The organism is Luteirhabdus pelagi (genome assembly GCF_016827595.1).
Taxonomy (GTDB): domain Bacteria; phylum Bacteroidota; class Bacteroidia; order Flavobacteriales; family Flavobacteriaceae; genus Luteirhabdus; species Luteirhabdus pelagi.
The window spans coordinates 521,217-539,062 of the sequence record NZ_JAECMS010000002.1 but is presented as its reverse complement, the minus strand read 5'-3'; the positions used below and the strand labels follow the sequence as shown (position 1 = coordinate 539,062).

The window sequence follows — 17,846 nt, the reverse complement described above, 5'->3', positions numbered from 1 at the left end:
CCCTTGTCTCCCTAGCTGTTAAACTCTTGCTAAAACTAAGAAGCACAAATACGAATATTCTGAACATGTCCGTTATACTAGCACATCTCTCTCCCAACGTACGTGCGATAAATTTCGATCTTCAATCGATTTTGTCGTTGCGGTTCCCAACATTCTAAGTAATTTTAATAATGTTCAAAACCATCAACGTATGAAAGCCACGTTCCGTTTTTTCCTGCTGCTAACCGTCATTTTTTTCACCTCCTGCGACAACTCGCCCGATACAGACGATACCGACAACCTCTTCAAATTTAAAGACTACATCACCCACCATACCTATGGTATAAAGAGCATTGCCGACCCCATCCGAATCGATTTGGCACAACCGCTTTTACAATATGAAATAGCACAAGAACTTCCTTCAGAATATATCGACATCCATCCGAAAACCGAGGGAATGCTTGTCGTAGAAAATGCGACCACCCTGCTCTTTCAACCAAAGGAATACCTTCAACCGGACACCGAATATACCGTCACCCTTCAACTAAAGAAACTCTACGAATCGGTTGAAAAGGAATTCCGTGCATACACCTTTCGGTTTAAAACCATCACGCCAGCCTTCAAAGTGCAACTCGATAACCTCCAATCGTACAGCAAGCAATGGCAATATGTAACCGGAAGTATCGAGACCAGCGATCTTATTTCCCTCGAAAACGCCAAAAAATTGCTTTCGGTAACGCAAAATGGAGAAGACCTTTCACTTACAATGGAAACGGAAGAAGGCTACGCTCGATATTTTGGATTTACAATCGATAGCATTCAACGAAAGGTTGAAGATTCCGAGATTCAGCTGAAATGGAACGGCGATCCTATTTCTTCAGAAAATAAGGGCGAAACTACCTTTCCGATTCCTGGACGGGACAATTTCAAGGTGGTCGATCTCAACGCGACCCATAGTCCGCAGGCGTCGCTCTCCATCAATTTTTCTGATCCACTTCAGGCCGATCAGGATTTTAACGGACTGGTAACGCTGGAAAATACAGAAGACCTCCGCTTTGAAGTAAATGGAAATGTATTGTTTGTGTATCCCTCAAATCGGATTTCAGGTGAAGTTCGACTTACATTATTTGAAAGCATAAAAAGTGCTGAAGGATTTGGGTTGAAGAAAGAGTTCAGTGAATTAATTTCCTTCGAACCTATGAAACCTGCCGTTCGATTGTTATCAAAGGGAACGATTCTGCCTGACTCCAAAAATACGCCCATCTATTTCGAGGCAGTCAATTTGAAGGCGGTCGACGTTCGCGTAGTGCGTATTTATGAAAATAATATGCTTCAGTTTTTACAGGGTGCCGACCTGAACAACAGCGATTGGTATAATGTGAAACGCGTCGGACGAAGAGTGGCCAAAAAAACCATCGATTTATCCGAGGCCATGGTAGAGACCAATGGCGATTGGAAAGGCTATGGTCTGAACCTATCCGAATTCTTCAAAACCGAACCGGGCGCGCTGTATCAGGTTGAGTTCAGCTTTAAACCTGAATATATTGCTTACGACTGTGGTGGCAATGAAACTTCCATAAAAGAAATATTGGCTTCAAGTGAAGCCGACGGCACCGCGGAGGAACGCGAAGAACGATATTGGGACAATGAGCTTTATAACTGGCGAAATTACACCTATAACTGGGAAGAAGAGGGCAATCCTTGTCATCCGGCCTACTACAATCAAGAACGTTTTGTCACCACCAATGTATTGGGAAGCGACCTTGGGTTAATCGTTAAAAAGGGTAAGAACAACAGCTATCATTTTGCAACCACCAATCTGCTTTCGGCAAAGCCGGAAAGGGGCACCAAGATTCGCCTCTACAACTATCAGCAACAACTTATTGAAACGGTTACGACCGATTCGGAAGGGATGACGCTCTATGATAGTGAAAAGACCGTATCGTTTGCTGTAGCGCAAAAAGGCGATAACTATGCGTATGCAAAACTAGCCGATGGAAATGCCCTTTCGCTCAGCAAATTTGACGTCTCAGGAAAAGAACTTCAAAAAGGACTAAAAGGCTTTCTGTATACCGAACGCGGCGTGCATCGCCCCGGCGATAGCATTCACCTTACATTCGTATTGAACGACAAGGCGAATCCGCTTCCCAAAAACCATCCGGTTACGCTTCACCTAACCGATCCCCGTGGCAAATTACTCGAAAAGCAAGTCTTGAAAAGTGGACCACAAGTCAAGAACAATTTTTACTATTTCCCTTTAAAAACAACCCAAAATTCACCAACGGGAAATTACCTAGCAACCGTTTCGGTAGGCGGCGTGCAGTTTACCAAAACGCTTCGCGTCGCGACCGTAAAGCCAAATCGATTAAAAATTAAGCTGAACTTTGATGACGAAGTGCTTTCCTCAAAAAAACCGATTGCCGGAAATGCTTCTTCTACGTGGCTACATGGCGCACCAGCCCGGAACCTTAAAATGGAAATGGACGTCACCCTTCGAAGCACCCAAACCGCTTTTAAGGATTGGCCAAAATACGACTTCACCGATCCGGTTCGCACCTTCGATGAAGTGGAATTGCCAATATTGGAACAGCAACTATCTTCGGACGGAAACTTGGACTTCTCGAAGCAACTTCAACTAAGCGACAAAGCACCGGGCATGTTGCAGGCAACCTTTTTGACAAAGGTGTATGAAGGCGGAGGCGATTTTTCACTAGATGTGTTTTCAAAGAACTTAGCTCCCTATTCGCATTTTGTTGGCCTACGCTCTCCAGAACCCCATCGCTATGGCTCGTACAACACCGACCAAAACACCGAATTCGATGTGGTGTCGGTAGATGAAAAAGGAAAAGCAGCAGCTAACCGGACCCTACAGGTAAAAATTTTCAAAATCGAATGGCGTTGGTGGTGGAATCGTGGAAGGGATAACCTAAGCCGCTATGAAAACGCAACCGTGCATCGACCGGTTCAAAATATTACCGTCACGACCAATGCCCAAGGAAAAGGAAGCTTCAATCTCAACATACCCGAGGAAGAAGGCGGTCGCTATCTAATTCGCGTCGTCGACGAGTCATCTGGGCATGCTACGGGACGGGTGACGTACTTCTATCGAAATTGGTGGAAAGCGCCTACCGATGGCGATGCGGAAAGTTCGAAAATGTTAGTGTTTTCAGCCGATAAGGAGTCGTACAAAGTAGGTGAAGAGGCCTTTATCACATTTCCTTCCAGCAGTAACGGACGTGCGTTGATCAGTATTGAAAATGGTACCGAAGTGTTGGCAACGCATTGGATTGAAACCAACAAAGGAGAAACAAAAGCAGCTGTTCGACTGACGGAGGATATGGCACCGAATATTTATGTGAATATCTCATTGCTTCAACCACACGAACAAACGATGAACGATCATCCCATTCGATTGTACGGTGTTATTCCGTTGAAGGTAGAAAATCCGAAAACCATCCTTCACCCCACTATCGATATGCCAACCGTGTTGAAGCCAGAAGAATCTTTCAAAGTAACAGTTTCAGAAAAAAACAATCGCACCATGACCTATACATTGGCGGTAGTAGATGAAGGCTTACTCGATTTAACACGTTTCCAAACCCCTAAAATTCATGAAGCCTTCTACAGCCGTGAAGCGTTGGGCGTAAAGACATTCGATATTTTTGATGATGTTATCGGAGCGCATTCGGGAAGTGTTTCGAATATCTACGCTATTGGTGGTGGCGATGCTGCGGCTGGTGCAAAGAACAAAAAAGCTGATCGTTTTAAGCCCGTGGTGAAATATTTAGGCCCTTTTCAACTAGATGCTGGTAAAAAAGCTACCCATCGTATTCAAATGCCAAACTATATCGGTTCGGTTCGGACGATGGTGGTCGCTGGAAATGCCTCTGATGGTGCCTATGGTGCTGTTGAAGAAACAACGCCTGTTCGAAAACCCCTAATGGTATTGGCTTCGGTTCCGCGAAAGCTTTCACCCGGTGAAAAGGTTACCATTCCAGTAACGGTCTTTGCTATGGAATCGAAGGTGAAGAATGCTTCAATCAATCTAAAAGTGAGCGATGCCCTGAAACCTTTGGAAGGCACCACCAAGTCGATTTCCTTTTCCGAAATAGGTGAAAAAATCGTCAATTTTGAATTTGAAGTACTACCAAGTGAAGACATCCAAACCATTGAGGTCATGGCTTCGGGAAGTGGTGAAACCGCTCGCTACGCATTGGAGATCGACGTGGAAAATCCAAACCCCATCACCCAACGTACCAAAACTTATACGCTTACGGAGAATGGATCGGAAACGATCACTTTTGAGACCTTTGGCGTGGCTGGAACAAACTCGGCCAGCTTGGAGTTTTCAACCTTGCCACCGATGAACTTCAACAAACGGATGGAATACTTAATTCGCTATCCACATGGCTGTGTGGAGCAAACTACTTCAGCAGCATTTCCGCAACTGTATTTGGCAGATGTCTTCGACATTACCTATGATAAGAAACAAGAGATTCAGAAAAATGTGGAAGCGGCGATCCGTAAATTGGGCAATTATCAAAACACATCCGGCGGTATGAGTTATTGGCCCGGCGAACGATATGTTGATGATTGGAGTACGAGCTATGTTGGACATTTTATGCTGGAAGCCAAAGAGAAAGGCTATGCTCTTCCGATTACCTTCCTGAGCAATTGGTTGCAGTATCAGAAAAAAGCAGCCCGCGAATGGCGAAACAGTCAGACGTCTTATAACAGCAGTCATACCCAAGCCTATCGCCTTTACACCTTGGCATTGGCGGGTCAACCCGAACTAGCGGCAATGAACCGCTTGCGTGAATCAAAGTATATTAACAACGAAGCGAAATGGCGTTTGGCAGCTGCGTATGCATTGGCAGGAAAAGCATCGGTCGCCAAAGATTTAGCTTCTTCCGCAAACATCTATTTCGAACCAAAGCCCTATCAACGCTATACCTATGGCTCGCCTTTCCGGAACAAAGCGATGGCCTTGGAAACCATGGTCATTTTGGAAGATCCTGAACAGCGTGAGTTAGCGCTTTCACTTGCGAAGGAACTTTCCTCCCAACGTTGGTTTAGCACTCAAGAAACCGCTTACGGCTTGATGGCCATGGCACGGATGGTGAATAAAAATGGTGGTAAGGCAATGACGGTTACCTTTCGAAAGAATGGTAAAACAGAAGAATTAAAAACCGATCGTGCCATTGCATTGCGGGAGTTGGGTATTCAAATGGGCAACAATACTGTTGAAGTCACCAATAAAAAGGATAATACCGTATACGTTACCCTATCGCAACAAGGGAAACTGCCTCTCGGAGAAGAGTTGGTCGAAGCACGAAATCTTGAATTACGGGTTCGTTATTTCGATGGGGAAGGTAAAACGATGGACGTTTCAACCCTTCGTCAGGGAACCGAAATCAATGCTGAGATTACTGTTACAAATACAAGCGGCAGTTATATCGACAATGTTGCCCTTACCCAAATTTTCCCGAGTGGTTGGGAAATCGTAAACACCAGTTTCACCGAATTGGGCGGTGGTGCGGAAGGAAACGCACGATACAAGGATATTCGCGACGATAGGGTTCAGTATTATTTCGATTTAAGGGCTAAAAAATCAAAGACTTTTACCGCCAAGCTGAATGCTTCCTATCTCGGCACCTATTATTTGCCGGGTGCACAAGTGGATGCCATGTACGATAACACCTATTACGCCCGAAACAAAGGGAAGTGGATAACGGTTCAGCAGTAAAAATGAAAAAAGCAATGGAACATATCGCTTCCTTCACCTACCGATACCGGTTTTGGGTTGGTGGCGGTTTGCTATTGCTATTGCTTTGGTTGTTCTGTTTGCCATCGCCTCTTTTCACCACGCCTACTTCCACAGTAGTTGAAAGCAGAACTGGCGAATTGTTAGGAGCACGAATTGCCGATGACGGTCAGTGGCGGTTTCCTAAAATCGATTCGGTGCCGTACCGTTTCGAGCAGTGCTTGCTTTATTTTGAAGATGAATACTTCTATCAGCATCCTGGATTTAATCCCGTATCGATGACCAAAGCCCTATGGCAAAACATGACCACCGATACACGTCGTGGTGGCAGTACTTTAACGCAGCAAGTCATTCGTCTGTCTCGAAAGGAAAATAGAACCTATTGGGAAAAGGCAATCGAACTATTTCAGGCTACACGTTTGGAAGCAGGTTATTCGAAGGAAGAAATTTTACAGCTGTATGCTTCACAAGCGCCCTTTGGTGGCAATGTGGTGGGGTTGGAAACCGCTGCTTGGCGCTACTTTGGAATTCCCGCGAACGAACTCAGTTGGGGACAGTCGGCTGCTTTGGCCGTGTTGCCGAATGCTCCCGCGCTCGTCTATCCAGGGAAGAATGAAACAATCTTCCGAAAAAAACGGGATGCCTTATTGTTGAAGCTTTTCGAAAAGGGAATCATTGCTGAAGATACCTATGAGTTGGCATTGGACGAGCGACTTCCCGGAACACCTGTTCCGTTACCCGATATGGCGTATCATTTCACTGAAAAGGTCCGAAAGGAATATAACGGGCAACGTTTGAAGAGTACCATCGATTTGCAGTTGCAGGAAAAGGTAAACCGTTTGGTGTTCGAACATCATTCGCAATTGAAGCAAAACGAAATCCATAATATGGCGGTGCTGGTGTTGGATGTTGAAACCAAGGAGGTGTTGGCCTATATCGGAAATGCCCCTACTTCAAAAGACAACAACCCGTTTGTGGATATCATCGATAAGCCGCGAAGCACTGGAAGCGTCTTAAAACCATTCCTCTTTGCTTCGTTGATGGATAGTGGTGAATTATTGCCGGATATGCTTGTTGCCGACGTCCCTACCGTTATTAATGGCTATAGCCCAGAAAATTTCGATCAACGCTATCACGGAGCAGTTCCAGCGAGTGAAGCTTTATCGCGTTCCCTGAATGTTCCGGCGGTCCGTATGCTTCGCGAATACGGTTTACAGCGCTTCCATAGGCAATTGGAAAAACTGCAATTTCAGCAAATAGACAAACCGGCCAATCATTATGGACTGTCCATGATTTTAGGAGGTGCGGAAAGCTCCCTCTGGGAAATCACTTCGGCTTATGCCGGCATGGCTTCAACGTTAAATTATTTCAACAAAACTTCCAGTGAGTATAGAAAAGACGACTTTCACAAACCACATTATAGGTTAGATAATCATGTTTTTTCAGAAGAAAAAAGTACAATTCCTCCCGTTGTTGATGCCGGCGCCATTTACAAAACCTTTGAAGCCTTACGGGAAGTTCATAGACCGCAAGGAGAAGAAAACTGGCAGTTTTTTAGCAGTTCGCAGCCCATAGCATGGAAAACTGGAACTAGCTTCGGATTTAAGGATGCATGGGCGGTGGGCGTCACCGCGAGATATGCCGTGGGCGTGTGGGTGGGAAATGCCGATGGTGAAGGTCGCCCTGGTCTAACAGGCATCCAAGCAGCGGCCCCTGTGCTTTTCGATGTGTTTCAAACCCTGCCTGCTTCCGATTGGTTTGCGACGCCTTACGATGAATTAGTAGAAACTAAGGTTTGTACTGAAAGTGGTCATTTGGCTGGTGTTTCTTGTATTGAAACCATTTCAGAATTTATTCCGAAGAAAGGAATTCGAACAGCACCATGTCCCTACCATAATACCGTTTTTACAGATACTGCAGGTGGGTATCGCGTGAATTCCTCTTGCTATTCCCTAGCAGAAATGAAACAACGATCCTGGTTTAGTCTTCCGCCAGTTATGGAATATTACTATGCTCCGCTTCACCCTGAATACAAGCCTCTTCCTCCCTACCGGAGTGATTGTTTGAAGGAGGGAGAAAAAGTGATGGAGTTTATCTTTCCCAAGCAAAATGAAACAATTCTTTTGGCAAAGAATTTTGAGGAAAATATCCAAGAAACCATCTTCCAGCTAGCACATCGAAATACAGAAACTTCTGTGTATTGGTATTGGGACGATACCTTCCTTAATACGACAACCACTTTTCATGAAATCGCACTTCTTCCCAAACCCGGTCCGCATGTGTTGACAGTAGTTGATTCTGAAGGAAATCGACTTCAACAGACGGTTAGGGTTCAAGCTACATCCGAACTCTAAACAAAAAAATTAACAATGATTTAAGATTTTATTGGTTCGGTATGTTCCGAACCAAATATACTTTTGTACCGTTTAAAAAAAAATTATGGCGATTTGTTCCGAAGAAAAAAAGAAGTTGATTGAGGAAACAGGACTTCATTTTGAAGTATATGGGAACCTACCTCCTTTGGCGGCACGTATTTTTGCCACTGCGTTACTCTCAAAAGAAGAAGGATATTCTTTTGATGAAATTATGCAGATAACCCAAGCGAGCAAAAGTTCGGTTTCCACAAGTCTCAACCTACTTATCCAACTCAGATATTTGGAGTACTATACCAAATCTGGAGAGCGAAAACGTTACTATCGCAACGGCCACCACAATCTGCGTGGTTCGCTAGAAGATGAATTGCGCAAGGTTACCAAGAAAGTTGAGGTGATTAAAAAAATAGACCGTTTCAACAAAGAGCATAACCTAGATAAATTCAAAAAGAACAAATCTATTGGGAATATATTCTTGGATTATTTAGAAAATCAAAAACAAAACTTGAAAGAAACCATTGATAAGATAACTGAATTTGAAAAAAATCACACTTCTTAAACTCCTTCCGAACATGAAAAAATCAATATTAATATCTTTATCCAGCTTGGCACTTATAGTCTCTAGCTGTGGCGATTCAAAAAATGAACAAGCTGCTACGGGCCCACAAAAAATACCTTTTCCCGTGGTAACGGTTCCCACAAAAACAGTGACTGCCTATGAATCCTATCCTGCCAGTATTGAAGGCATTGTAAATAGTGAAATTAGGGCGAAAGTGTCAGGATACATTTCTGATGTATTGGTAGATGAAGGCCAAAAAGTGCGCAAAGGTCAATTGCTTTTTAAACTGGAAACCCAGTCTTTAAGCCAAGACGCCGCAGCTGCGAAAGCAAATGTGAATGCTGCACAAGTGGAAGTGGACAAATTAAAGCCTTTGGTAGAAAAAAATATAATTAGTGCTGTTCAATTAGAAACTGCAAAAGCGCAACTTGAACAAGCAAGAAGCGCTTATAACAGTATTTCAGCAAATATTGGGTATGCCAATATTAAAAGCCCTGTAGATGGATATGTGGGGGCAATCCCGCTTCGCGAGGGGGCTTTGGTTAGTCCAACTTCGCAAACGCCGTTGACGACAGTTTCTGATATTAGTAAAGTGTATGTGTATTTTTCATTAAATGAAAAGGAATATCTGGATTTTATTCAAAATACAGAAGGGGAAAGCTTGGATGCAAAAATTAAGAACCTCCCAAAGGTGGAATTGGTTTTGGCCAATGGAGAAACCTATCCGCATGAAGGCACGATTGAAACTATTAATTCACAAGTAAATGTAGGTACAGGAACAGTATCATTTCGAGCTGTTTTTCCCAACCCAGAGCGTTTACTTTCTAATGGTTACAGTGGGAAAATTAAAATTCCCACCGTATATGAAGATGCGACTGTAATTCCAGAATTTTCAACCTACGATCAGCAGGGCAAAATTTATACCTATAGAGTACAGGGCGATAGCATTGCCGTTGCCACTCCTATTGAAGTAATCGACAGGGCCAATAATTTAATTATTGTGCAATCAGGCATTCAAGAAGGAGACAAAATTATTGTAAAGGGTGTGGGAAAGTTGCGTAACAACACACCCATTGTACCACAACCCGCTTCTTTTGATAGCATCACAAATAGTTTACAACAGGCATTTAAATAAAGAACTATGTTAAAAGTATTCATTGAACGACCGGTACTTTCTACGGTGGTTTCCATCGTACTGGTTATTTTGGGAGTATTAGGCATTACTACGCTTCCTACCACCCAATATCCAGATATTGCCCCGCCCACTGTGCAAGTAACTGCCAACTATCCAGGGGCAAATGCTCAAACAGTATTGGAGAGTGTAATTATCCCTATTGAAGAGCAAATAAACGGTGTGGAGGGGATGACCTATCTTACCTCTACGGCTAGTAATAGCGGCCGCGCCACCATTCAAGTGTTTTTTGATCAGGAAATGGATCCAGATATCGCTGCCGTGAATGTTCAAAATCGTGTTGCTCGGGCTAACCCCCTGCTTCCTATTGAAGTAACACAATCTGGAGTAATTACACAAAAGCAGCAAACAAGCGCCTTAATGTTCCTCACAGTTTTATCTGAAAACGATGAATACGATGCCACTTACATTCAGAATTATCTAAATATTAATGTCCTTCCAGAATTAAAACGGATTGATGGGGTGGGAGATGTACGGATTTTCGGCACGAAAACCTATGCCATGCGTATTTGGCTAAAACCTGAAAAATTAGCTGCATACAACCTAGTTCCAACTGACGTTACCGCTGCCATTAATGAACAAAGCCGTGAAGCGGCTGCTGGAGCTTTGGGGCAAAACAATGCCAAATCTTTTGAATATGTCCTCACCTATCCCGGACGTTATAAAGAAGAAAGCCAATACGAAGATATTGTGATAAAAGCCTTAGGCAACGGAGAATATCTTACACTAAAGGATGTCGCGGACATTGAATTGGATGCGGAAGGATATAATGTGGTTTCCGTTTCCAACGGCAGCCCTGCGGTAAATATGGCAATTTACCAAACCGCCGGCTCGAATGCACAGGAAATCATTGAAGAAGTACATGAAAAATTTGAAGAGCTTTCCCAAAATTTTCCAAAAGGAGTGAAGCATGTAGTAAACTTCGACACCAACGAATTTTTAAATGCCTCTATCGATACCGTACTCTATACCCTTGTAGAAGCCTTCCTTTTGGTATTTATAGTGGTATTTTTATTCCTTCAAGACTTTAGATCGACCTTGATTCCGGCCATTGCGGTTCCGGTTTCTATAATCGGTACTTTCTTTTTTCTTAACTTATTTGGATATACCATAAATCTCTTGACACTTTTCGCATTGGTATTGGCCATCGGTATTGTAGTAGATGATGCTATTGTGGTAGTGGAAGCTGTTCACGCAAAACTTGAAAAAGGCGCCAATAACGCACTTACGGCTACTCGTTCCGCCATGGACGAAATTACGGGTGCCATCATTTCCATTACCTTGGTAATGGGCGCGGTATTTATTCCTGTAACCTTTATACAAGGGCCCACGGGTGTTTTTTATGAACAATTTGGTGTAACCCTAATGGTCGCAATAGGCATTTCAGCAATAAATGCCTTAACGCTCAGCCCAGCGATGAGTGCCCTTTTTCTGAAACCTCATACCAAAAAAGAAAAAAAGAAAAATTTTCTTCGAAGATTTTTTGATGGATTCAATGTCGGGTTTAAAGCTGCTACCAACCGCTATGTAAGGTCTCTTGGGTTTCTCTACAAACACAAATGGATTACGGTTTTAGTTTTAATTCTAGCAACAGTTGGCATTTTCTGGGCTTCACAAACAACCCCTACCGGATTCGTTCCCGATGAAGACCGCGGAATTGTTTTCATTAATGTTGAATTGCCTGCCGGTGCGGCCTTGGATCGTACCGTAGGAGTTACCAAGGAACTGGAATTAAAGCTCCGAAACGTTCCAGGTGTTGAAAACGTTACCTTAGTCAATGGTTTCAGTATTTTGAATGGACAAGGAAGCAACTATGCTTTAGGATTTGCTAAATTGGAAAATTGGAGCGAACGTGAAGACGATTCAAAATCGGTAGAAGCCATAACACAAAAATTCTTTGGGCTGGGTGCAACCATTGCAGATGCGAATGTGCTTTTCTTTTCACCTCCCTCTATCCCTGGGTTCAGTGCTTCGTCTGGTTTCAATTTGGAAGTATTGGATCGATCGGGCGGTAGTTTCAACGACTTGAACGAAGTAACGCAACAATATCTGCAGACATTGATGCAACGTCCCGAAATTCAATATGCAAATACATCATTCAATGTAAATTATCCTCAGTACCAAATTGATGTGAACATTCCAAAGACGAAAGAATCCGGAATTTCTGTAAGCTCGATTCTTTCTACATTGCAAGGATATATCGGTAGTATTTATGCGGCCGATTTCTCCCGTTTCGGGAAACAATACCGTGTATATGTGCAGGCTCTCCCAGAAGACCGTGCAACAACCGATGATTTGAATTCGCTATACGTGCGAAGTGGCGACGGAACGATGGCGCCTATAACCGAATTCATCACTTTGGAACGTGTTTACGGTCCCCAATCCGTAACGCGATTCAACTTGTTTAATTCCGCTAGTGTGAATGGTGCCGCTGCTCCTGGGTATTCTTCTGGAGATGCGATTACGGCAGTGCAAGAGGTAAGCGAAACTGCTTTGCCACAAAACTACTCCATCGACTATTCAGGATTGACGCGTGAGGAAATCAATGCCGGTAATCAAACCACTTTTATTTTCTTGTTGAGTATTTTGTTTGTGTATTTCATTCTGGCTGCTCAGTATGAAAGTTATTTAATCCCTCTTTCGGTATTGCTATCACTTCCTGTTGGAGTGATGGGTGCGTATATGACCACAAAATTCGCCGGATTGGAAAATAATATCTATTTCCAAATCGCCTTAATTATGTTGATTGGTCTATTAGCAAAAAATGCCATTTTGATTGTGGAATTTGCCTTACAAAGGCGTAGGGCCGGTTATTCAAGAATGGAAGCCGCTTTTGAAGGTGCCAAAGTTCGTCTGCGGCCTATTTTAATGACGTCTTTTGCATTTATCATCGGTCTTTTGCCGCTCGTTTTCGCAAGTGGAATCGGTGCCCGTGGAAACAATGCCATTGGTACGGGAGCCGTAGGAGGCTTATTGGTAGGTACAATTCTAGGGGTATTTGTCATTCCTATTTTATACATCTTCTTCCAATGGCTGCAGGATAAAATTTCAGGCACTCCAAAAGAAGCAGAAACTCAAAACTAAAAGCATATTTTGATAGATATGAAAAGATATTTCAAATATATTTTATTCACTATAGTCGCAATTAGCCTGCAATCTTGCTTTGTAGCAAAGGAATATTCGCGTCCCGAAATTGTGAATGAGGCCAATTACCGCACCGACAATCTCCCACAGGATAGTTTAACCTTGGCCGATGTTTCTTGGCGAGATTTATTTACTGATGTGCAATTGAAACAGTACATTGAAGAAGGCCTTGAAAACAACATCGACATTCGTGTCGCGCTTCAGCAAATAATCGCCGCAGAAGCGTATGCAAAACAAGGCAAGGTGGGCTATTTCCCAACAGTGAACGCGAACGCCCAATATACACATCAGGAATTGTCGTCAAACAGTCAATTTGGGGGATTGTTTTCTTCTATTGATCAATATGAACTAAGTGCCAATCTTTCTTGGGAAGCCGATATTTGGGGCAAAATACGAAGTAACAAACGTGCAACACAGGCTGCCTATTTACAAAGTGTAGCTGCACACCAAGCCGTAAAATCAAGGTTGATTGCCGATATCGCTTCCGCATATTACAACCTCTTGGCACTCGATGAACAGCTTCGGGTAACGGAAGAAACCGTGGAAAACCGAGAAAACAGTTTGGAAACCACAGAAGCATTAAAAGATGCCGGTGTGGTAACAGAAGTAGCCGTAAAACAGACTGAAGCACAATTATACACCGCACAGGTATTGGTAATCGACTTAAAGCGTGACATAAAAATTTTGGAGAATACCATGTCCATTCTGTTAGGAAAAGAGCCAGAGCTTGGTACAATTACTCGCGGCACGTTGGAAGCACAAATCATAACCAGTGAATTGCCTATAGGCGTTCCGGTTCAATTGTTGCGAAATCGTCCCGATATAATCGCTGCAGAATACAATTTGATCAATACTTTTGAATTGACAAATGTTGCCCGAAGCAACTTCTATCCTTCGCTTACGCTCACAGCTACCGGAGGATTACAGAGTTTGGACATTACAGAATTGTTCGACACAAATTCACTTTTTGCCACGATTGTAGGGGGCCTTGCGCAACCTATTTTCAACCGTAGGCAGATTAAAACACAGTACGAAGTTTCGCAAGCGCAACAGGAACAGGCACGACTCAATTTTCGTCAGACGTTTTTAACAGCTTCAAAGGAAGTCTCCGATGCCTTATATTCGTATGAGGCGGCTTCCGAAAAAATTGAAGTACGACAAAAAGAATACGAAGCCTTGAGCATCGCCACCGATTATTCCGAAGAACTGCTTGATAACGGACTTGCCAATTATCTGGAAGTGTTGACGGCTCGCGAAAATGCCCTAAATTCGAGTTTGGGATTAGTTTCGGCACAAAACAATCAACTGCAATCTGTTGTAAATCTATACTTGGCACTAGGTGGTGGTTGGCAATAAGAATAATGATTGATGTAAAAGAGCATATTATTGAAACAGCCGAGGAACAGTTTCGGCTTTATGGAACAAAAAGTGTTTCTGTGGAGGATATTTGCGAAACGCTGAAAATTTCAAAAAAGACACTTTACCAACATTTCAGAAGCAAAAAAGAATTACTTGCCAAAACCGTAGAATTCATTTTCAATAGACATTTTGAAAAAATAAATCGAATTCTTGAAAAGGATATTTCGGCCCTAGAAAAATTTGTACTTATCTATCGGTACGGAATTCAACAAATGGTAAAATACGATCCCGCCTTTTTCCACGAAATGAAAAAATATCACCACGAAGCGCATTGTCAATATGAAGAAAAGCGGAAAGAAATTGTATTCCATATGATAAAAGGCCTATTGGAAGAAGCGCAAAAAGATGGTGAAATACGCGCCGAAGTAAACCTTGATCTCTTTTGTGAACTGTACCTTTCTAAAATGGACACTGTTCTTGTGTCGAGGGATTTAAAGGAAAAATATCCCAAAAAAGAACTATTGAATCACTTAATAATATACAATTTGCGGGGTATTGCCACACATCCCCATAAAATTAGCATTCCGTAATCAACGCAATGGAAAACCTTTTGCGGCCCACCAGGGATGTATTTCAATCTCTAGCCTACCTGCTTTCACCATCGGGTCCATATTGGCCAAACTATCGGCCATTTTCTGTGTGGGAACGTTGTAGATGGTAATGCCACGTATATCACCATCATCTCCAAACGGTCCCGAAATATCGGCATAGCCTTCTTCATACATCCGTCCGAGATGTGCAAGATGTAGCTTTTGGAGACTGTCGGTTTCCTGTTTGTTTTGCGAGCGATGGGTGCCACGTTTTAAAAAAGCGATAAAATATTGCTGCATTAAAATAGTGTCGCCTGAGGCTTCATCCACATAATCGAAAATTTGATAGCCCCTGTCCATCAATTCTTTTTTCTGAGCCTCTACCGAAGCTGATGTTGACATTATTTCAGTGCTCTCGATATTCGTTGTTGAAGAGGTAGCTTCTCCCGAATTTATTCGCTCTTCACAACTTCCGAAGAACATCAAACTGCCTATGCACACAAGGATTAGGTATTTCATATTGTTTTGGTATTAGTTACTTGCTCCCATTCCATTTGGAATAGGGTTTTTTGCTTAATTGGGCGTTGTAATATTTTGAATCGCCAGTTACTTCTTCCCCCAACCAATCTGGCGAAACGATGGTTTCATCTTCTTTTGAGAGCTCTACTTCTGCTACGAATAAGCCTTCATTTTCACCATGAAATTCATCTACCTCAAAAATATGGTTTCCGGCCTTCACTTCATACCGGGTTTTGTCAATAATTTCCGTTTCACATAGCTCCAACAAGGCTTTAGCTTCCTTGACCGTAATTTGCTTTTCCCATTCAAAACGCGTCGTTCCCGACTTGTTTCCAATACCTTTCACCGTGATAAACCCTTCATTTCCCTTGACTCGAACCCGAACTGTCCGTTCAGGATCGGTATTTAGAAAGCCTTGGGTAATCCGACGAGAGGCAAAAGCCTGTTCCTTAAAATCGGTATTCAACACTAAAAATTTACGCTCAATTTCCTGCAAAACGGTTCAAATTAGGATGGTTTTTTCGCTAAATCGCGAAGATCAGCCGAAGATACCCTTTTTTCGGCGAAGTTGTTTTTCGCCAAATAGTGCATAGCATTCGCAATGTTGTTTGGGTGAATCATTTTGTATTTCTTCGGAATTAGGAAATCGAATAATCCCGCAAAAAACTTTGCGATACGCTCCCCCGTTCGTTTTTCTTCGCGTTCTCCTCCAATTAATGAAGGTTGCAGAATATAGGTGTTTGAAATGTTTTGCTGAAGCACGTCGCGTTCCATTTCGCCTTTCACCTTATTATAGAAAATTCTACTATCAACATCAGCGCCAAGGGCTGAAACCACTATAAACCTTTCGATCCCATTCTTTTTTGAAAGCTTGGCAGCGGTTACAGGAATGCCATAATCTATTTTTCGGTAGGTTTCCGTATCGGGCGTTTTGGCCTTTGTGGTTCCAATACAACAAAACACAACATCACCCTTAAAGGTTTCACCATGCTGCTCCAATTCGAACATATCGATAAGATGCTCTTCAATCTTAGGGTCGGAAACGTTCACCGAAGATCTCCCAAAGATGATAATGTTGCTGCAATCGGGATCTTTTAGCAGTCGCTCAAGAAGATACGAGCCGGTTAGTCCGGTGGCTCCTAAGAGAATTGCGGTTTTTGACATTTTAAATTGAATTGAAACGAATTCGACTTTCTTTTCCTATGCTTAAAGGTAGTAATTTTGTACTATGCCGGAATCGATTCCCATCCGAAAGATTATTCATGTCGATATGGACGCGTTTTACGCCTCAGTTGAACAATTGGATAATCCTGAATTGGTAGGAAAACCCATCGCTGTTGGGGGTGGAAGCACTCGGGGCGTGGTTTCCGCGGCTAGTTATGAGGCACGAAAATTCGGGGTTCGATCGGCTATGAGCGGTCGATTAGCACAGAAGCTTTGTCCCGACCTCATCTTTGTAAAAACACGCTTCGACAGATATCGAGAGATTTCAGCGCAGATTCGAAAGGTCTTTTTTGAATATACCGATTTGGTGGAACCATTATCGTTAGATGAAGCCTATCTAGACGTAACCGAAAATAAAAAAGGGAATCCTAGCGCTACTTTAATCGCCCAAGAAATTCGTGCTGAAATTAAGAAAAGAACGGGGTTGAATGCTTCCGCAGGCATAAGCATCAACAAGTTTATTGCAAAAGTGGCGAGCGATATCAACAAACCGAATGGACAGAAAACGGTACCACCCGAGGAAGTTCAAACGTTTTTAGAGGAATTGGATATCAAAAAATTCTATGGCGTTGGAAAAGTAACCAAGGAAAAAATGTATCGGCATGGCATCTTCACCGGTGCCGATCTGAAAGGAAAATCGCTTGAATTTCTTGAAGAACACTTCGGAAAAAGCGGCGCCCATTACTTCAACATTGTGCGCGGCATTCACCATAGCAAAGTAAAGCCCGAACGCACCCGCAAATCGTTGGCCGCTGAACGAACCTTCTCCGAGAACATTTCATCAGAAATCTTTATGCTCGAGAGATTGCAGGATATCGCTGAAGAGGTTGAACGCCGACTTCAAAAGAGTAAGGTGGCCGGAAGAACCATCACGCTAAAAATAAAGTATAGCGATTTCACACAACAAACGCGTAGCAAAACGTTACCATTTTATATTTCTAGCAAAGAATTATTGATGGAACACGTTAAAGATTTGTTATTTCAGCAAAAAATGAAAGAATCGGTTCGATTATTGGGAATTTCTTTATCGAACCTAAACAACGAAGAAAAGAAAGAACAGCCCGATGCCGATGATAGTATCGATGTACAATTGAAGTTGCAGTTCTAGCTTTTCAACATTTCCAAAGTATTAAACTATTCGTAA

Annotated in this window: 11 protein-coding genes; 8 read left to right on the top strand and 3 right to left on the bottom strand. The window is 42.8% G+C overall.

Features of this window, described 5'->3' with window-relative positions; translation table 11 throughout:
• The first annotated feature begins 190 nt into the window (after positions 1-190).
• From I4Q58_RS07260 to I4Q58_RS07230, 7 genes are all read left to right on the top strand, one after another.
• Positions 191-5,725 carry an alpha-2-macroglobulin family protein gene (locus I4Q58_RS07260; protein ID WP_203295225.1) on the top strand — a complete coding sequence of 1,845 codons (5,535 nt, stop codon included), beginning with the start codon at positions 191-193 and terminating at the stop codon, positions 5,723-5,725.
• Between the two features lie 2 nt (positions 5,726-5,727).
• Entirely contained in the window at positions 5,728-8,097 is a 2,370-nt protein-coding gene (pbpC, locus tag I4Q58_RS07255; RefSeq protein ID WP_236002854.1) for a penicillin-binding protein 1C, read from the top strand.
• Between the two features lie 85 nt (positions 8,098-8,182).
• On the top strand, positions 8,183-8,674 hold the full coding sequence (locus I4Q58_RS07250) for a GbsR/MarR family transcriptional regulator (RefSeq protein WP_203295224.1): 492 nt from the start codon (positions 8,183-8,185) through the stop codon (positions 8,672-8,674).
• A 13-nt stretch (positions 8,675-8,687) separates the two neighbouring features.
• Complete coding sequence (locus tag I4Q58_RS07245) at positions 8,688-9,809, top strand: efflux RND transporter periplasmic adaptor subunit (RefSeq protein WP_203295223.1); 1,122 nt, start codon at positions 8,688-8,690, stop codon at positions 9,807-9,809.
• A gap of 6 nt (positions 9,810-9,815) precedes the next feature.
• Positions 9,816-12,950: an efflux RND transporter permease subunit gene (locus I4Q58_RS07240; RefSeq protein WP_203295222.1), complete on the top strand. Its 3,135-nt coding sequence runs from the start codon at positions 9,816-9,818 to the stop codon at positions 12,948-12,950.
• Between the two features lie 18 nt (positions 12,951-12,968).
• Complete coding sequence (locus tag I4Q58_RS07235; protein ID WP_203295221.1) at positions 12,969-14,366, top strand: efflux transporter outer membrane subunit; 1,398 nt, start codon at positions 12,969-12,971, stop codon at positions 14,364-14,366.
• 5 nt (positions 14,367-14,371) lie between these two features.
• Positions 14,372-14,959 carry a TetR/AcrR family transcriptional regulator gene (locus I4Q58_RS07230; RefSeq protein WP_203295220.1) on the top strand — a complete coding sequence of 196 codons (588 nt, stop codon included), beginning with the start codon at positions 14,372-14,374 and terminating at the stop codon, positions 14,957-14,959.
• Here the strand turns inward: I4Q58_RS07230 and I4Q58_RS07225 are convergent, their stop codons facing one another.
• From I4Q58_RS07225 to I4Q58_RS07215, 3 genes are read right to left on the bottom strand one after another with little or no spacing between them, the layout of a single operon-like run.
• Positions 14,960-15,478 (bottom strand): YciI family protein, encoded by a 519-nt coding sequence (locus tag I4Q58_RS07225; protein ID WP_203295219.1) that lies wholly within the window; start codon positions 15,476-15,478, stop codon positions 14,960-14,962. It lies immediately after the preceding gene.
• A 16-nt stretch (positions 15,479-15,494) separates the two neighbouring features.
• On the bottom strand, positions 15,495-15,974 hold the full coding sequence (locus tag I4Q58_RS07220) for a CYTH domain-containing protein (protein WP_203295218.1): 480 nt from the start codon (positions 15,972-15,974) through the stop codon (positions 15,495-15,497).
• Positions 15,975-15,985: 11 nt separating this feature from the next.
• On the bottom strand, positions 15,986-16,642 hold the full coding sequence (locus I4Q58_RS07215) for an NAD(P)H-binding protein (protein WP_203295217.1): 657 nt from the start codon (positions 16,640-16,642) through the stop codon (positions 15,986-15,988).
• A gap of 64 nt (positions 16,643-16,706) precedes the next feature.
• Here I4Q58_RS07215 and dinB point away from each other — a divergent pair, with 64 nt between their 5' ends.
• Positions 16,707-17,810 (top strand): DNA polymerase IV, encoded by a 1,104-nt coding sequence (gene dinB / locus I4Q58_RS07210; protein WP_203295216.1) that lies wholly within the window; start codon positions 16,707-16,709, stop codon positions 17,808-17,810.
• Positions 17,811-17,846 lie beyond the last annotated feature (36 nt).

Excerpts from the sequence above, each read along its gene's own strand:
- I4Q58_RS07260 (WP_203295225.1), top strand. The coding sequence starts at position 191 with ATGAAAGCCACGTTCCGTTTTTTCCTGCTGCTAACCGTCATTTTTTTC.
- pbpC (WP_236002854.1), top strand. The coding sequence starts at position 5,728 with ATGAAAAAAGCAATGGAACATATCGCTTCCTTCACCTACCGATACCGG.
- I4Q58_RS07250 (WP_203295224.1), top strand. The coding sequence starts at position 8,183 with ATGGCGATTTGTTCCGAAGAAAAAAAGAAGTTGATTGAGGAAACAGGA.
- I4Q58_RS07245 (WP_203295223.1), top strand. The coding sequence starts at position 8,688 with ATGAAAAAATCAATATTAATATCTTTATCCAGCTTGGCACTTATAGTC.
- I4Q58_RS07240 (WP_203295222.1), top strand. The coding sequence starts at position 9,816 with ATGTTAAAAGTATTCATTGAACGACCGGTACTTTCTACGGTGGTTTCC.
- I4Q58_RS07235 (WP_203295221.1), top strand. The coding sequence starts at position 12,969 with ATGAAAAGATATTTCAAATATATTTTATTCACTATAGTCGCAATTAGC.
- I4Q58_RS07230 (WP_203295220.1), top strand. The coding sequence starts at position 14,372 with ATGATTGATGTAAAAGAGCATATTATTGAAACAGCCGAGGAACAGTTT.
- I4Q58_RS07225 (WP_203295219.1), bottom strand. The coding sequence starts at position 15,478 with ATGAAATACCTAATCCTTGTGTGCATAGGCAGTTTGATGTTCTTCGGA.
- I4Q58_RS07215 (WP_203295217.1), bottom strand. The coding sequence starts at position 16,642 with ATGTCAAAAACCGCAATTCTCTTAGGAGCCACCGGACTAACCGGCTCG.
- dinB (WP_203295216.1), top strand. The coding sequence starts at position 16,707 with ATGCCGGAATCGATTCCCATCCGAAAGATTATTCATGTCGATATGGAC.